Source organism: Collinsella aerofaciens ATCC 25986 (assembly GCF_010509075.1).
GTDB lineage: Bacteria > Actinomycetota > Coriobacteriia > Coriobacteriales > Coriobacteriaceae > Collinsella > Collinsella aerofaciens.
In genome coordinates this window covers 2,050,488-2,065,792 of sequence record NZ_CP048433.1, presented here as the reverse complement: position 1 = coordinate 2,065,792, position 15,305 = coordinate 2,050,488, and the positions used below count along the sequence as shown (strand labels likewise).

Genomic DNA, 15,305 nt, shown 5'->3' with positions numbered 1-15,305 from the left:
GTATTCCTCCCTACATCATCCCGCCTGCTCCCAACAGCGGGCCCAATATGGACAGAAGCAACGCCGGCAAGATGAGTGTGCCGGTGGGAATCAGCAGCTTGATGGGCGCACGCTCGATCTCGCGCTCGACCGCGGCGCGATGAGCCGCACGGATCTCGCGACTTTGAGCGGCCAGTGTCTCGGCAAGTGGGGCACCCAGGGCGAGCGCCTGTCCCACCGTGATGGCAAAGGTCTCGAGCGCTCGCACGTCCAGGTCGCGCGCGGCGGCCAACAACTCGTCCTCACGCGTGCCCACGCCCACCTGCCACGCCATGCAGGCCCGCTCAAGTCGAAGAGCCAGCACTGACCGGCGGTTGGCGCAGAAAATCTCAAGCGCCGCATCAAACGAAAGACCGGCCGAAAGACCCAAGCGCACAACATCGATCATCTCGGACACTTCGCCGAGCGACACTCGCGCCGGGCCGCCCGCTCCAACCGCGCCCTTCATTCGCGCGGTCAGAGCATCGACCACCGAGCGACCCGCGGCAGCGACCAGCACCGCCTCGCGCTTGCAGGCCTCTGCGATCTTGCGTGCATCCGCCCGATCCAAACCCGTCGCGACAAATACACTCAGAGCGCACAGGCAAGCCGCAACTGCAACCGGGGCGCTCATAGCTCCACCCGCATAATGCGCCTGATAACCACCAGGGCAACGGCGTTGAGGGCAAGACCCAGCACCACAGCGCCCGCGCCGGCAGGCGTCGCAAGACCGCGACGAAAATCTGCCGAAAGCAGCGCCAACACCGCGCACATGCCCGTCGGCATCGCCGCGACCATATGCGCAGACATGCGGGCCTGCGACGTCTTAACATCTAGGCGGCGCTTGAGCTCAATGCGCTCCCCCACCATGCTCGACGCCTCGGACAGTAAGTCGGCAAGCGGAGCGCCGGTGCGCTGTGACACCTTAAGCGCCAAGGTCACAAGCGAAAGACCGGGGGCGTCGATGCGCACGAGCAAGTCATCGAGCGCGTCGGTCGCCGAGATGCCGCAATCGATCGCCGCCGCCACCCGCAAAAACTCGGTATGCACCGGTTCTTGCGCATGAGCGCCCACAAAGCGCATGCCCTGGGCCAGCGAATGTCCCGAGGCAAGCGACATGGAAAGTGCGGTAAACGCCTCGGGCATGGCCTCTTCTGCATCGTGTTGCTCGCGCCGGCTCTCAAAGCCATCCCGAGCGGCGCCAACGGCAATCGGAGCAACAAGTCCCAAGGCAAATCCGAGGGGCGATAACGACACCATCGTTAGTAAAATGCAGCAGACACCGCTCGAGAGCAGCAGAAACGCCAAACGCCCCGAAGCATCTTCGATCACGAGGCCAAGGCGATGCGCCGGAGCCAGCGATGCCCACGAACGGGCGATCTTTTTCAGCAGATCGTTTTCCACCAGCTCACGCGGCAGTTTCTCTGCCACCGTCTCGAGCGCCTGACGCGCCAGCTCCGCCGGCGGCACCTGCGGCACACGAGGTTCCGCCCCGCACGCCGTCGCGACAGAAAACCCTGCCAAACCCCCTACGACGAGGGGCACAGCGACCTCCATTCGTCCACCTCCTCTTGTGTGAGCGTCCCCGACCGCAGGCCTTCTGCGATAAACGGCGGCTCGCGGTCAAGCGTCCAGGTGCGCTCGGCGGCATCGAAAGTCACATAGCGCTCGAGCTCTACGCCGCCCGACGCGGCGCGACGCACCCCCGAATACGAGGAGACGAAGCGCCTGCCATCGGCGTGGCGCTCGGACATCACGATGCCGTCGAGCGCCATGGCAATCTGCTCCTCGATGAGCTCGCTCGGCAGATCGATGCCATAACGTGCAAGCAACGTCAGACGCACCACGGTCTCCTGTTCTGAGCCCGCATGAAGTGTGGTGAGCGACCCGTCGTGGCCCGTGTTCATGGCCTGCAACATGTCGCAGCACTCAGCACCGCGCACCTCACCCACCACGATGCGGTCGGGGCGCATGCGCAGGGCATTGGTCACCAGGTCGCGGATCGTCACCGCGCCCTCGCCCTCAATTGAAGCCTCGCGCGCCTCTAGACGCACCACGTGTGGATGATGCGCAAACTTGAGCTCGGCAGAGTCCTCGATCGTCACGATGCGCTCGCCGGTGGAAATCTCGCATGACAACGCGTTGAGCAGGGTGGTCTTACCAGATCCCGTGCCTCCCGCAACCGCCAGGTCCTGTCTCAGCGACACCGCGCATGACAGCAGCTGCGCATACCAAAGCGGCAGCGACCCCAGCCCCACAAGCTCGTCCAGCGAGCAGATGCGGTCCGAGAACTTTCGGATGGTGAGAATCGGTCCGTCAATCGCCACAGGCGGAATCACCGCGTTGACGCGATAGCCCGTTTTGAGGCGGGCGTTGACGATGGGGCTGCGCTCGTCGATACGGCGGCCAAGTGGCGAGATGATGCGGTCGATAAGCACACGGATCTGCTCATCATCCTCAAACGCATGCTCGATGGGGTACAAGACGCCGCCGCGTTCAAAGAAAGCCGAGCGGCAGCCGTTGATCATGATCTCGGTAACGGTGTCGTCCTCGATGAGCGGCTGCAACGGCCCCAAGCCCACCACGTCATCCAAAATCTCGTCGATGATGGTCTCGCGCTCGGGCGTCGCGAGATCGGTCGGCTCCTCAACATTGAGCGCCGCCTCCACCGCAGGACGCAATTCCGAGCGGGCAAGTGCCGGGTCGATATAGGCGCTGATACGCGCCACTTCGTCGTAACCCATGCGGTCCATCACGGCGCGCTTGGTGCGTCGTTTCACCGCGCGGCGACGCCCCGCATCTACAGGCGCTGCCGCCGCTGCAGCGCCGGCAGCCTTAATCCTCGTTTGCAGGCTCATCGCTGATCACCCTCGCGCGACCAGGGAAGGCGGATACGCGGGCGTTCGGTGCGCATTGCACGGTCGGCGACCATATCGCTCCAAGGGCCGACGGCGCACCCCAGTTCCACGAGCATCTCGCGCGTGGCCTCGCGCACGCTGGTCGCAAAAGCGCTGGTCTGCCCCACTGCCTCGTCAGCGCGCCCAAACGCCATGAGCGCGGCGAGATCCTGCCCGCCATCGGCGATACGAATCTTGGAGCTCAACGCACAGGCAATCTCAAAGCGCATGGCAACATCCTCGTCTGCCCCGCGCGCACCGAACCGGTTGAACACGGCGCTCATGCGCGTGCGCGGCACACCTACTCGACTTGCAAGTTCAATGACGCGCGACGCCGATGTCGCGGACGACACCGCAGCATCGCCAACGACCAGGCAACGGTCGCTCGCCGCCACCGCAGCCGCCACGGCATCGCCCCAAAAGACCGAGGTATCGATAAAGACCACGTCGGATTCGCGACGCAGGACATCAAGCAGTAGCTCCACCGGACGTGCCATGAGCTCAGCTTGCTCGGGCGCCGCGACGGGACCCCAGAGCGTAACGCCCGGGGCGACGCGCATCGATGCGGCCACGATATCCGGCTCGGTGAGCGTGCCCGCCGCCGACGGCTCGATAAGTGCCGCCATATCGTGCGGAGCATCGACGCCTAACAAGTCGTAAAGGTTTCCAAACATCAGGTCCAGGTCGAGCACGGCGGCACGCAAGCCCAACAGCGACGATGTGTGTGCCATGGTGGCAACGATCGTCGACTTGCCGCAACCGCCCGAACCCGAAATGGCGCAGATGACCGGAGCTCGATGCGGCGAAGCGGCAGCGTCTGCCGGCGGCATCGGAGGCGGCGGGGCGGGCGTCGGTGACAGCGTCCCCGTCTCCCCCGCCGCAACTACACGCTGCGTCCAAGCCGGCATGGCGGCTTGTTCGGTCTGCGAGGCAGGCTCGCTCTGCGCAATCTGCTCATGCTGCATCAGCGACAACTCGCCGCACCCGGCAAAGCCCTCAACTTCGTCGAGTTCATCCGCCAGATTCACGCCGTGCACGTATCCCATATCTACAGCCGGGGAATCGCCAGCATGCTGCGCCGGCCCTCCAGCGTCATCGTATACAAGGGGGTTCCGGGGGCGCCGACCATGCTCGGCTTCCGCTTTTCCATAATCATCAACACGCGGGCCTCTTGTAGCGCGAGGCGCCCCGGGTTCCCTATCAACAAAAGCATCGGGCTCAATCGTCATGCGCCGATCGGAATCAACCGCTCCCTCGCCCGCGCGCCCGTTGCCGCATATACTGTGCGCAGCGATGACCTCGGTCGCCCCTGCGCGAAACAGCCCCTCGATATCCGACGGATCGAGTGCTTCTATCAACACGACCACGCGACTCACGCGGCCTTCGGCCGTCAGGCGCGCAACAGTCTTGCGCACATCTTCGGTATCAAACAGAGACGCCGCGATGATGGCAGCCCCGCGGCGCGACGGAAACGCCCGAGCCATGGAAACCAGCCCGTCCAGGTCACCTACGCGAAGCACCTGTGCACCCGCATCACGGCCCTCGACTTCCCGCTGCAACAGCCCGTAATCGCCGCACGCGCAGCACGCAAGCCAGATCGCCTTCATCACTTGTCGCCTCCGCTCTTTTTGCCGCGCGCCGTGGCGGGAATCGTCAAGCTGACCGTTCCCTTGCCCGAGGCTCCCAGCAGTTCCTTGACGTCTTCGGGGTCAGCCGCCAGCGTCACCCATTCGATCTTGCCCTCGCGCGTGGCACCGGAATCCTCACTGGTATCGATCACGTACGCGCCGCACAGTCGATCGGTTACGCCGTCTTTTTGCACATACACATCCACGTAGCTGCCCACGCCTGTAGCACCGCCGACCGAGTGCTCGGCATCGACCGCCACCGAAACGGCGACCTTGCCCTTAGGCACCTCGAGCTTGTGGCTCTCGGCCTTGGTGTAGACATTGCAGATCACGGCGTTTTTGGGAATACGCGAAGTCGTCACGTCGCCGCGTACCTGGCGCAGCTCGGTCACCGCGTCACGTGGCAGCAGACTCGTCAGCCATTCCTGGGTTATGACATTAGTCTCATCGAGGGTCTCGCCCACATCGATATCGCGCGCCGCGACGCATACCTCGACGCGATCGCCACCGTACTTGGCCAAGGTCTCAGCCTGGACCTGTTCGGCTTGCGAGCGGATCGACGAGCCGTAAACCATGCAGAGCAGAGCAGCGAGCACGCCCGCGACCAGACTGATGGCGATGCGCTTGCTCTTGTTCACGGCCGCTCCTCTCATGGCAGTGTCGGGCGAATGCCCGTACCACCATTGTCTGAGCGGTCAGAGTGCAAAGCGGCGCAATCGCGATCTTGGTTTTCGATGTCAAACCAATCGCTGACCAAAAGCTGACCAGCCCGTCAATCTCGTGGCAAGGTTTTGGTCAGCACGTCAGCAAACTGCATGTTTCGAGACTTTTCCGCAGCAAAAAAGCCGTCTCCCGAACAGTTGGGAGACGGCTGTCATAGAAAAAATCAATTACAGATGGACATCGGGATCGAGCATTTGAGCACTCACGCGCATGGATGACGCCAGGCTTTGGAACGTTTCCAAACGCAGGCTGTCGATCTGCCCGGCGTCCTCGGCCTCGCGAACGGCGCAGCCCGGTTCGTGGGTATGCGTGCAGTCGCCAAACCGGCACGCGCGCGATGCCTCGACAATCTCGGGGAAAGCGCGCGCCAGACCCCGCTCGTGACCCACGAGCGGTAGGCTGCGCAGGCCCGGGGCATCAGCGATCACGCCGGCGTCGCCCGGCAGCGCTACCATCACGCGCGCGACGGTAGTGTGACGGCCCTGGTCGTCGCGTTCGCGCACACCGCCGGTCGCCAATGTATCGTGGCCCAGCAGTGCATTGAGCAGCGTCGACTTGCCGGCACCCGACTCGCCCAGAATCATGGCGCAGCTCCCGGCAGGCACGCAGATACGGACCTCGTCCAGGCCGCGGCCCTCGGCAGAGGACGTCACGATCACGCGCACGTCCGGACCCACCAGGCGGCGCACGCGGTCCAGATCGCGCTCGAGCTCCTCGGCATCGCAGCGGTCAGCTTTGGTGAGCACCACCACCGGCTCGGCATCGCAGTCGAGCGCCAACACCAGCGAGCGCGCCACGCGGTCGAGCAGCACCTCACCGGCACCGAGCGCCTGCACGATTAGCACGCTATCCACGTTGGAGCAGAGCACCTGACGCTCTCCGCGGGCACGGCCGCGCCAACGCTCAAAGCTCGTACGGCGCGGCAGAACGCACTCAATAACGCCCATATCGTGCCCGGGAGCGCGGCGCACCGCCACACGGTCGCCCACGGCGGGCAGCAGCACCTCGTCCTCGCCGCGCGACTTGGCAAACCCCACGGCATGCTCGGCACGAAAGGTATCGTCGGCCGTCACCACCAGCGGAAACCCGCGATCTAAGCGCACCACGGCGCCAAGCTGCATCTGCTCGGGCTCCTCAGCATGTGCGCAGAAATCATCAAAGGCAGTCTGCTGGGTTTCATCGACTGGCAGGTCATCAAACGCCGGAACGTCCTGCAGCGCGTCAAGCCCCGGCACGCTTGCCAGCAGCTCCTCGGCAGATACGGGAGCCTCGGTCGCGAGCTTCCGACGACGATCACGCTTAGCCCGCGCCCCCGTCGTCTTTTTCTTCGCCTTAGCCTTAGCCTTGCCCACAAGCGCCTCCCAGCACCATAAATCACAACTGAGCAGGTATTTTAAATCAAAAAGAGCTGGCCGGGCAAAGCCCGACCAGCTCACACACTTTCCCTCAACCCTTTTTCATCCGCGCGGGAGTAAAGCCAGCAAGGATACCGTAGGGCCCACCCCGGGAGTGTTTTCTTCCGAGCGATCCCGCAGCGCGAAGCGCGAGGACCAGCGAAGAAGAAAACACGCAGGGGCGGGCCCGGACAGGTTAACTTACTCCTTCTCGACCGCGCGCATGATCGCCTTGTAGATCTCCATCAGCGGGATGATCAGGAAGGCCAGGCCCAGCGCGGCAAGAACGCCCTTGAGCTCAAGCGTCACAGGGCCAAAGAACATCTCGGCAAGCGTCGGCTGTACGGTCACGATCACCGTCAGCACCAGCGCCAGCGCAGCGGAAGCCCACAGCCACTTGTTCTGCTTCTTCATGGTGAACAGCGACGCACGACGGCTGCGCATATTGAAGCAGTGGAAAATCTCGACCATGTTGAGCGTGATGAACGCCATCATCACGCCTTCCTCGTCGGCATTGCCGGCGATCATATCAGCGATGTGAATGTAGCCCATGTCAAAGTACACGCCCACAAAGAAGCTCGCCAGCACCAGCACGGTGATGATCAGACCCTGGACCACGCAGTCCAGACCCATATGTCCGGCGAAGACACCGTCCTTAGCGTTGCGCGGCTTGCGCTTCATAATGTCGCCCTCGGCGTCCTCCATGCCCAGCGCGAGCGCGGGGAAACAGTCGGTAACCAGGTTCACCCACAGCAGCTGCACCGGCTGGAAGATGGTAAAGCCGATGAGCGTGGCGATAAACACCGAGAAGACCTCGGCAAGGTTTGCCGAAAGCAGGAACTGGATGACCTTGCGGATGTTGTCGTAGATGCGACGGCCCTCTTCGCAGGCACCGATGATGGTGGCGAAGTTGTCATCGGCAAGCACCATGTCGGCGACGTTCTTGGTGACGTCGGTACCGGTGATGCCCATGCCAACGCCGATGTCGGCGCGCTTGATGGACGGGGCGTCGTTGACGCCGTCGCCCGTCATGGCCACGATCTGGTCGCGCGACTTCCAAGCCTCGACGATGCGGGTCTTGTGCTCGGGCTGAACGCGGGCGTACACGCCGTAGTCCTCGATGTGCGCGTCGAGTTCCTCGTCGCTCATGCGGTCGAGGTCGGCGCCCGTGATGGCCTGGCTGCGATCGGTGACGATACCCAGCTGCTTGGCGATGGCCACGGCGGTGTCGATGTGGTCGCCCGTAATCATGACGGTGCGGATACCGGCATCGTGGGCCTCGCGGATGGCGTCGGCGACCTCGGGGCGGACCGGGTCAATCATGCCGGACAGGCCGCAGAAGACCAGGTCGTGCTCGAGCGCAGCGGGGCTGCAGTCGGCCGGGACCTCGGTGTAGGTGCGGCTTGCCAGCGCCAGCACGCGCAGGGCCTCGTCGGCCATGGCCTTGTTGGCGGCCACGAGCTCGGCGCGACGCTCCTCGGTCAGCGGAACGACCTTGTCGCCCTCGTAGATATGGGTGCACAGGCCGATCACCACGTCGGGCGCGCCCTTGGTGTACTGCTCATACTCGCCGTCCAGGGTCTCGACGACCACGGACATCATCTTGCGGCCCGAGTCAAACGGGGCCTCGCCCACGCGCGGATGCTCGGCAGTCAGGCCAGTGAGCCCCGCCTTGCCGGCATCGTTGACGAGCGCACACTCGGTCGGCTCACCCACGGCCTCGCCCAGCTCCTCGTCCCACTGGGCGTCGGAGCACAGGGCCATACCGGCCAGGAACTTCTCCTTAGGCGCGGCGAGCTCGTGCTTGACGACGGTCATCTTGTTTTGGGTAAGGGTGCCGGTCTTGTCGGAGCAGATGGTCTGTGTGCAGCCGAGGGTCTCGACGGCAGAGAGCTTGCGGATAATCGCCTGGCGCTTGGCCATCTTGGTCACGCCGAGCGACAGCACGATGGTCACGACGGCAACCAGGCCCTCGGGGATGGCGGCGACGGCGAGCGAGACGGCGACCATAAAGGTGTCGAGCAGGGCGGTCGGGTCGGTGAGGACGTTGCCCACGCCGTGGCGGATGATGTCGACGCCAAAGATGACGACGCAGATGACGATAACCATGATGGTGAGGATGCGGCTGAGCTCGGCAAGCTTCACCTGCAGCGGCGTGAGCTCTTCCTTAGCCTCGGCCAGGGCGCCGGCGATCTTACCCATCTCGGTGTTCATGCCGGTGCCGACCACGACGGCGCGGCCGCGGCCGTATACCACGGTGGAACCCATGTAGCACATGTTCTTGCGGTCGCCGAGCGGCACGTCGTCGGTGCCGGTGGCGAGCTCGATCACGTTGGCATGCTTCTCGACAGGCACGGACTCGCCGGTGAGTGCAGCCTCCTCGATCTTCATCGTGGCGCTCTCGAGCACGCGGCAGTCGGCCGGGACGGAGTCGCCCGCCTCGAGCATGATCACATCGCCGGGCACGAGCTCGGCGCTCGGCAGGTGCACGAGCTTGCCGTCGCGCAGCACCTTGGACTGCGCCGCGCTCATCTCCTGCAGGGCCTCGAGAGCCTCCTCGCTTTTAGCCTCTTGGACCACGCCCAGCACCGAGTTGACGATAACGACGAACATGATGATGGCGACATCGGCAAAGTCGGGCTCGCCCTTGACCATACCCGTGAGCGCGCTGATAACGGCGGCAACGATCAACATGATGACCATGGGGTCGGCCATCTGCTCAAAGAAACGCTTCCACAGCGGCGTTTTCTCGGCTTCCTCGAGCTTGTTAGGGCCTGTCTTGGCGAGGCGCGACGACGCCTCGTCGTTGCTCAGGCCGAGGTTCTCATCGACGCCCTGGTCGCTGAGCACCTCCGCCGCGGCGGACAGGTATTCCTTTTGCATATAGAGTCCCCTCCTGGGATTCGGGCCACTCAGCAGATTGATGCCCGATCATAATTCCCAGGAGAAGGGCAAGGGCTCATCAAGGCTGCCGTGCTGAGCGGCAGTTGATAGTGGAGCTATGGTACCCCAAAGCAACGCGTCTAGCCAAAACAATCCATTTGGAAATAGGGTCCATTCGCAACGATGCAGACCGTATGATGTTCAACATTGATAAAACGTTTTTTCTTCGGTGCATCATCAAACTGAAATATCGCCCAGATAGCAGCGGTTAGAACGGTTGGTAAAGTTTTTGCATATACCGTTTTTTCGCAAAAAATGAACTTCTAATTCGGCATACGGTCGATTTTTTGGGGTATTCGGTCGGCATTTCGTTATAATCATCTCAGTTTTATTTCTTATGGTTTATCTATCAGCGCAAGACGATGTCAGATGGAGGTCTGAATGTACAAGCGCACCAAGATTGTATGCACCATGGGTCCCGCCTGCGATAGCGACGAGACCATCCGCGAGATGATCAAGGCGGGCATGAACGTCGCCCGTTTTAACTTCTCGCACGGATCCTACGACGAGCACCACGGTCGCATCGAGCGCGTCCGTCGTATTTCCAAGGAGCTCGGTCTGCCCGTCGGCATCCTGCTCGACACCAAGGGCCCCGAGGTCCGCACCGGCCTTCTGGTCGACGGCAAGAAGGTCGCCGTCAAGACCGGCGACAAGATCGTCGTCACCGCTCAGCCCACGTCCGAGGATTTCCACGGCACCGCTGAGCACATCTCCCTCGACTACCTGGCTCTGCCCTCCGAGGTCGAGAAGGGCTCCCTCATCCTGATCGATGACGGCCTGGTTGCCCTCGAGGTCGAGTCCGTCGACGGCCAGGACATGACCTGCGTCGTTAAGAACGACGGCCTGATCGGCGAGCGCAAGGGCGTCAACATGCCCAACGTCAACATCTCGCTGCCCGCCATCACCGAGCGCGATCGTCAGGACATCCTCTTTGGCCTGACCGAGAACATCGACTACATCGCCGCTTCCTTCATCCGTGACGGCGAGTCCGTCCGCGGCATCCGCGAGCTTTGCCGCGAGAACGGCGGCGAGCACGTGACGATCTTCCCGAAGATCGAGTGCGCCCTGGGCGTCGAGAACTTCGACGAGATCCTCGAGGCTTCCGACGGCATCATGGTCGCCCGTGGCGACCTGGGCATCGAGATCAAGCCCGAGCTCGTTCCGCACATCCAGAAGGAGATCATCGCTAAGTGCAACGCGGCCTACAAGCCCGTTATCACCGCTACGCAGATGCTCGACTCCATGCAGCAGAACCCGCGCCCGACGCGCGCCGAGGTTGCCGACGTTGCTAACGCCATTTACGACGGCACCGACGCCGTTATGCTCTCCGGCGAGTCCGCTGCCGGTAAGTACCCGGTCGAGGCCGTCAAGATGCAGGCCAGCATTGCTCTCGAGACTGAGAAGTACCTCCCGGCTCACGCTCCGCTCGAGGTTCCGGCTGACGCTCACGGCACCCGCGTCGTCAACAACGTTGTGGGTATGTCCGCTGTGAACATGGCTACCACCGTTGGCGCCAAGTGCATCACCGTGCCGACGACCACCGGTCGTACCGCTCGCCTGATCTCGCACTTCCGTCCCAACATGCCGATCTGCGCGTTCTCCCGCCACGAGTGGGCCGTCCAGCAGATGATTATGTACTGGGGCGTTATCCCGCACCAGGCCGAGATTACCCAGGGCACCGTCAACGGCACGATCGTCAAGGCGATCGAGACCGCTAAGGAGCTCGGCTACGTCAAGGCCGGCGATCTGACCGTCGCTACCGCTGGCGATCCCCGCATGAGCGTCCAGCTCGAGGATAAGGTCTCCTCGACCAACGTCGCTTACGTCGCTCAGGTGCGCTAAATCGTACTTGCAAGCAAATTTGCATTGCAAAGGGGCCCGGAAGGCATTGCCTTCCGGGCCCCTTTTTAAGACCTTCTTCATATGCCGCTTCATCGATTTGCGTTCAGTCGCAAGCCTCTCCGATGCCGAGCGCACCACCGAAGACGCCCTGCGAGGGGAGCCGTTGGTCAATTGGGGTGAACTGTTCACCGTCAAGCCGGCCGGCTAGCAGCTAGCGATCAGAGGGGCTGCGGGGACGTCAGAAGCGGCAACGCGAGCCGCAAATCCCGCCTCGGTTAGCTCGATGACCTCGGTAAACGTCGCGTCGAAGAATTCCTCGGTCAGCAGGCGGTATGGCGGATGGTCGGGATCGCCGGGGTTTTCGCGTACAATCTCGTGCATGACGCCGATGGTCTTGAGCACATACTCTTTATGGATGGGATACTGCCCAAAACGCGTCGCAGCGGTATACAGGCGATCGGTCGCACGCGGAATCGAAACAATGCCGAGCGTCTTGCCAAACCAGTCAAAGTCGCCTTGCTTTTTAATGCGGAACTCCTCGCACGGCTTGCCGCCGTGCGCCTCCAGGTACTGATTCACGCGCGTATTCCATACGGTATCGGCCACCAGATGCGACCAGACACCCAATGTCAAATCGAGCAACGACTGCGCCACGTCCTCGGACGCAAGCGAGAACTCACGAGCGCCGGGACCGACAACCGGCTCGGCATCCCTGTAGCGCTGGGGATAGTGCACGCGATTCAGTCGCTCGCGCTCCTCGACAATCGAGGTAGCCGCGGCTGGCGCACCGGTGGGCGAACTTTTAAGCAACGGTGCCACATAGGTATCCCAGAACTCATGCTCACGAGGCTTAGGGATAGGCTCGGGCTTTGCAAAGTGCGTAATGCGGTACGGGATGGGATCGGCGATGCCAGGGACCATATAGCCCACGAAGATATCCGGAACCACGCAGCCAAACAAAAAGGCATTGCGGTCGCGCACGCTATTGGCAAGTGCACCGGTGCGCTCCAGCAAACGCTCCGTCTGAGCGATATGAATGTTCCAACTTGGCATAGCCACCCCCATAAAAAACCTGGATAACTATACCATCACGGCAAAGCCGCGCGGGCGGCTACGCACGCTCTACGCAGCAACTAGTCCGTAGTACCGCTTTCGGTTCCATACGACGGCGAAGGCGCCTCGACCACATGGTGATATCGATCGATATAGATTGCACGGGCACCCAGGCGTCGCACCAAATCCTGGTGATGCGTGCTCATCAAGACCGTCTTACCCGCCGCGACGTAGGCCAGCAAGAAGTTGACCACGATGTCGCATGAATCCTCGTCGAGCCCATTGGTGGGCTCATCGAGCACTAGGATATCGGGGTTCATCGATACAACTGCCGCCAGCGCCACACGCTTCTTTTGCCCGCCCGAGAGCTGATAGGGAGAGGCGTCGGCAAGGTCGGCAACCTGGAACAGCCCCATGGCATCGCGCACGCGGCGCTCGAGCTCGTCTGCCGGCAGCCCCATCTGCGCGGGACCAAAAGCAACTTCCTCGCCCACCGTGGCGCAGAACAGCTGGGCATCGGCGTTTTGGAACACGAAGCCCACGCGCTGGTGGAACTTCTGAGCAGCAGCAGAATCCTTCAGATACGCCGCATCGACCACGTGCCCGTCAAACAGGTATGCCCCTGCGTCCGCGAGTTCAAGGCCGTTAATAAGACGCATAATCGTCGTCTTGCCGCAGCCGTTGGGACCGAGCAGGGCAACGAGTTCACCACGATCGACCTGCAGCGACACGCCATCGACAACCGTATGCCCCGCATAGGAGAACACCACGTCGCGCAGCTCGATGAGCGGAACGACCTCGGCGCCGCCCACACCGTTCGTGCCCGCCGCACTATTCATATCGATCGTCAAAACGTCGCCCTTCCCCATTTGCATCCCCAGTCGGAACCAGCAGCGCCTACAGCACGGCGCACAACACTGTCAGCAGCGCCACGCCGGCCGCATAGGCCGCATCGCGCCAGCCAAACCTGGCGCGCGCGGGAGCCGGATACGCACCGGCAAAGCCGCGGCAAAGCATAGCCTCGTCCATCGCGCGGCTGCATTTCATCGCCTTGATAAAGGTCATGCCCATGATACCCGCGATCGAATCGGTACGCGAAAATCCCTCGGGCGCACGGCCAACGCTGCGCAGCATGACCGATTCGCACAGATCGTGCGCCGTACGACCCAGCACCTCGATGTGCTTGAGCGCCATATCAAACGTAAAGATAACTTCGTCGGGTAGATGCAGCATCTTGAGCGCCGCCGACATGCGGCTCCACGTGAGGGTCCACGAAGCGCCCAGCACCAGCGACACATTAATGAAGGTCTTGAGCGCAATCTTGAGCATGGCGCCCGTAGCGGAAGCACCCAGCAGCAGGGCAGGCAGCGCCAAAACCACTGCGAGCCCCGCGGCGCCAAGCGCCGGCACAAAGGTCGCGCGCAGCCCGCGTATGGGACGCACGGCAACGAGCACCAGCGCAATGGCCGCCATCAACATGAGGTACAGCGGGCTTTGTGTCAGGCACACGCACAGGACGCAAACGAATATCCCCACCAGGCGCACCGGAGCCGAAACGCAAGAAAGGGCGCGGTCGACCATCGACCCGCCCTCGTGCGCGCCTCCACCCAGGCGAACCCGCTCAAGCAGGCTCGCCAGGTGCAGGACGTTCTTTTGCATCACGCGATGACGAGCGCCCGTGGGCTCGTATCGCTCCTCGGCCGCAAGCCAGCTAGGCAGCTCGACCATCGCCATGGGCTCCGCTTTCCTTGACCGTCAGCGAGATCAGACGGAATGCGATGGTGAGCACCGCCACGCCAATCACGCCGGACAAGATATACATGGCAGCCTGACCGGCAAAGCCGAGACCCTGCTCCTCGGAATAGGCCTGCAGGTAATCACCCGTAGGCAGAGCGTCGGCAAAGGTCGGGGTGTCGAGACCGACCGAAGCCTGCAGGCTGTCGTCGCCAGCCTCCTGAACGGCGGTCGCGGCGCCCTCGGCGTCCCACTCACCCCAGGCGTCACCCGTGGCCAGCAGGCCCAGCGGCGTGGCCACGACAAGCACGGCAACCAAGATGAGCGTGGGGACCAGCGAGGTCTTCTTTGCAGCAGCGCCCTCGGCAGCAAGCTGTCCATCGGCGGCTTCGGGGCCGACGATAACGCTCGGCGCCGTCTTCTTGATAAAGCCGTAGATCGCGGCAGTCGCCACGCCCTCGACCACGCCGGCTACCAACATATGCGGGATCATCATGGCCGGAATGGCAATGGACAGCGGGAAGGGGCAGTACAGCGGAGCGCCCGAAGCATTCGTGAAAAGCATCGGCTGAATACCAAACTCGATTGCTGCGCACAGGGCCGCCAGGCACAGGCCGACCCAGCCGCTTACGATGGCCGAAACCGAGGTGCCCCAGCTCTTGTCGTGCAAACGGCTGTTAAGCGCGCGGAACACGATGGCTGCGGCAAACGGCAACACGAAGGCCATGTTAAAGCAGTTAGCGCCAAAGGACAGGATGCCGCCGTCGCCAAACAGCAGCGCTTGCAGCGCCAGCGCGACCGAAACCGCGATAGCCGCGGCCTCGGGGCCCAGCAGCAGCGCGATGAGTGCGCCACCAACGGCGTGGCCAGTGGTGCCGCCGGGCAGCGGCACGTTGAACATCATAAGCAAGAAGGAAAATGCGGCGCAGATGCCCAGGAAAGCCATGTGCTCGCGATCGAGCGTGGCGCGCACCTTCTTGATACAGTGAGCCCAGACGGGCACCATCGCCACCGCCATGACGGCATCGGTCTGCGGGGACAGATAATTATCTGGAATGTGCATGTACGCCTCC

12 protein-coding genes are annotated in these 15,305 nt (G+C 62.8%); 1 reads left to right on the top strand and 11 read right to left on the bottom strand.

Annotated features, from left to right (window positions below):
• Window positions 1-10: 10 nt before the first annotated feature.
• From GXM19_RS09200 to GXM19_RS09170, 7 genes are all read right to left on the bottom strand, one after another.
• Entirely contained in the window at window positions 11-652 is a 642-nt protein-coding gene (locus GXM19_RS09200) for a type II secretion system F family protein (RefSeq protein ID WP_006235093.1), read from the bottom strand.
• Entirely contained in the window at window positions 649-1,563 is a 915-nt protein-coding gene (locus GXM19_RS09195) for a type II secretion system F family protein (RefSeq protein ID WP_239057616.1), read from the bottom strand. The genes GXM19_RS09200 and GXM19_RS09195 overlap by 4 nt, the downstream gene beginning before the upstream one ends.
• Window positions 1,548-2,876 carry a TadA family conjugal transfer-associated ATPase gene (locus GXM19_RS09190; RefSeq protein ID WP_006235095.1) on the bottom strand — a complete coding sequence of 443 codons (1,329 nt, stop codon included), beginning with the start codon at window positions 2,874-2,876 and terminating at the stop codon, window positions 1,548-1,550. The genes GXM19_RS09195 and GXM19_RS09190 overlap by 16 nt, the downstream gene beginning before the upstream one ends.
• A complete protein-coding gene (locus tag GXM19_RS09185; protein ID WP_006235097.1) occupies window positions 2,873-4,522 on the bottom strand; it encodes a nucleotide-binding protein in 1,650 nt (549 codons plus the stop codon). The genes GXM19_RS09190 and GXM19_RS09185 overlap by 4 nt, the downstream gene beginning before the upstream one ends.
• Window positions 4,522-5,181: a Flp pilus assembly protein CpaB gene (gene cpaB, locus GXM19_RS09180; protein ID WP_040359115.1), complete on the bottom strand. Its 660-nt coding sequence runs from the start codon at window positions 5,179-5,181 to the stop codon at window positions 4,522-4,524. Before cpaB ends, GXM19_RS09185 begins: the two co-directional genes overlap by 1 nt.
• Window positions 5,182-5,433: 252 nt before the next feature.
• Window positions 5,434-6,387: a ribosome small subunit-dependent GTPase A gene (gene rsgA / locus GXM19_RS09175; protein WP_006235099.1), complete on the bottom strand. Its 954-nt coding sequence runs from the start codon at window positions 6,385-6,387 to the stop codon at window positions 5,434-5,436.
• Window positions 6,388-6,861: 474 nt separating this feature from the next.
• Window positions 6,862-9,543 (bottom strand): cation-translocating P-type ATPase, encoded by a 2,682-nt coding sequence (locus GXM19_RS09170; RefSeq protein ID WP_006235101.1) that lies wholly within the window; start codon window positions 9,541-9,543, stop codon window positions 6,862-6,864.
• 441 nt (window positions 9,544-9,984) lie between these two features.
• On the opposite strand from GXM19_RS09170, the gene pyk reads away from it, so the two are divergent.
• On the top strand, window positions 9,985-11,445 hold the full coding sequence (pyk, locus tag GXM19_RS09165; protein ID WP_006235103.1) for a pyruvate kinase: 1,461 nt from the start codon (window positions 9,985-9,987) through the stop codon (window positions 11,443-11,445).
• A gap of 204 nt (window positions 11,446-11,649) precedes the next feature.
• On the opposite strand, the gene GXM19_RS09160 is transcribed toward pyk, so the two are convergent.
• The 4 genes from GXM19_RS09160 to cbiM all read right to left on the bottom strand — a co-directional run bounded on the left by GXM19_RS09160 (window position 11,650) and on the right by cbiM (window position 15,295).
• The gene (locus GXM19_RS09160; protein ID WP_050766125.1) at window positions 11,650-12,498 is read right to left on the bottom strand and encodes a hypothetical protein; all 849 of its coding nucleotides are present in this window, start codon (window positions 12,496-12,498) and stop codon (window positions 11,650-11,652) included.
• 80 nt (window positions 12,499-12,578) lie between these two features.
• Window positions 12,579-13,367 carry an energy-coupling factor ABC transporter ATP-binding protein gene (locus tag GXM19_RS09155; protein ID WP_162010714.1) on the bottom strand — a complete coding sequence of 263 codons (789 nt, stop codon included), beginning with the start codon at window positions 13,365-13,367 and terminating at the stop codon, window positions 12,579-12,581.
• 28 nt (window positions 13,368-13,395) lie between these two features.
• Complete coding sequence (locus tag GXM19_RS09150; RefSeq protein WP_006235106.1) at window positions 13,396-14,232, bottom strand: energy-coupling factor transporter transmembrane component T family protein; 837 nt, start codon at window positions 14,230-14,232, stop codon at window positions 13,396-13,398.
• The gene (cbiM, locus tag GXM19_RS09145) at window positions 14,210-15,295 is read right to left on the bottom strand and encodes a cobalt transporter CbiM (protein WP_006235107.1); all 1,086 of its coding nucleotides are present in this window, start codon (window positions 15,293-15,295) and stop codon (window positions 14,210-14,212) included. The genes GXM19_RS09150 and cbiM overlap by 23 nt, the downstream gene beginning before the upstream one ends.
• Window positions 15,296-15,305 lie beyond the last annotated feature (10 nt).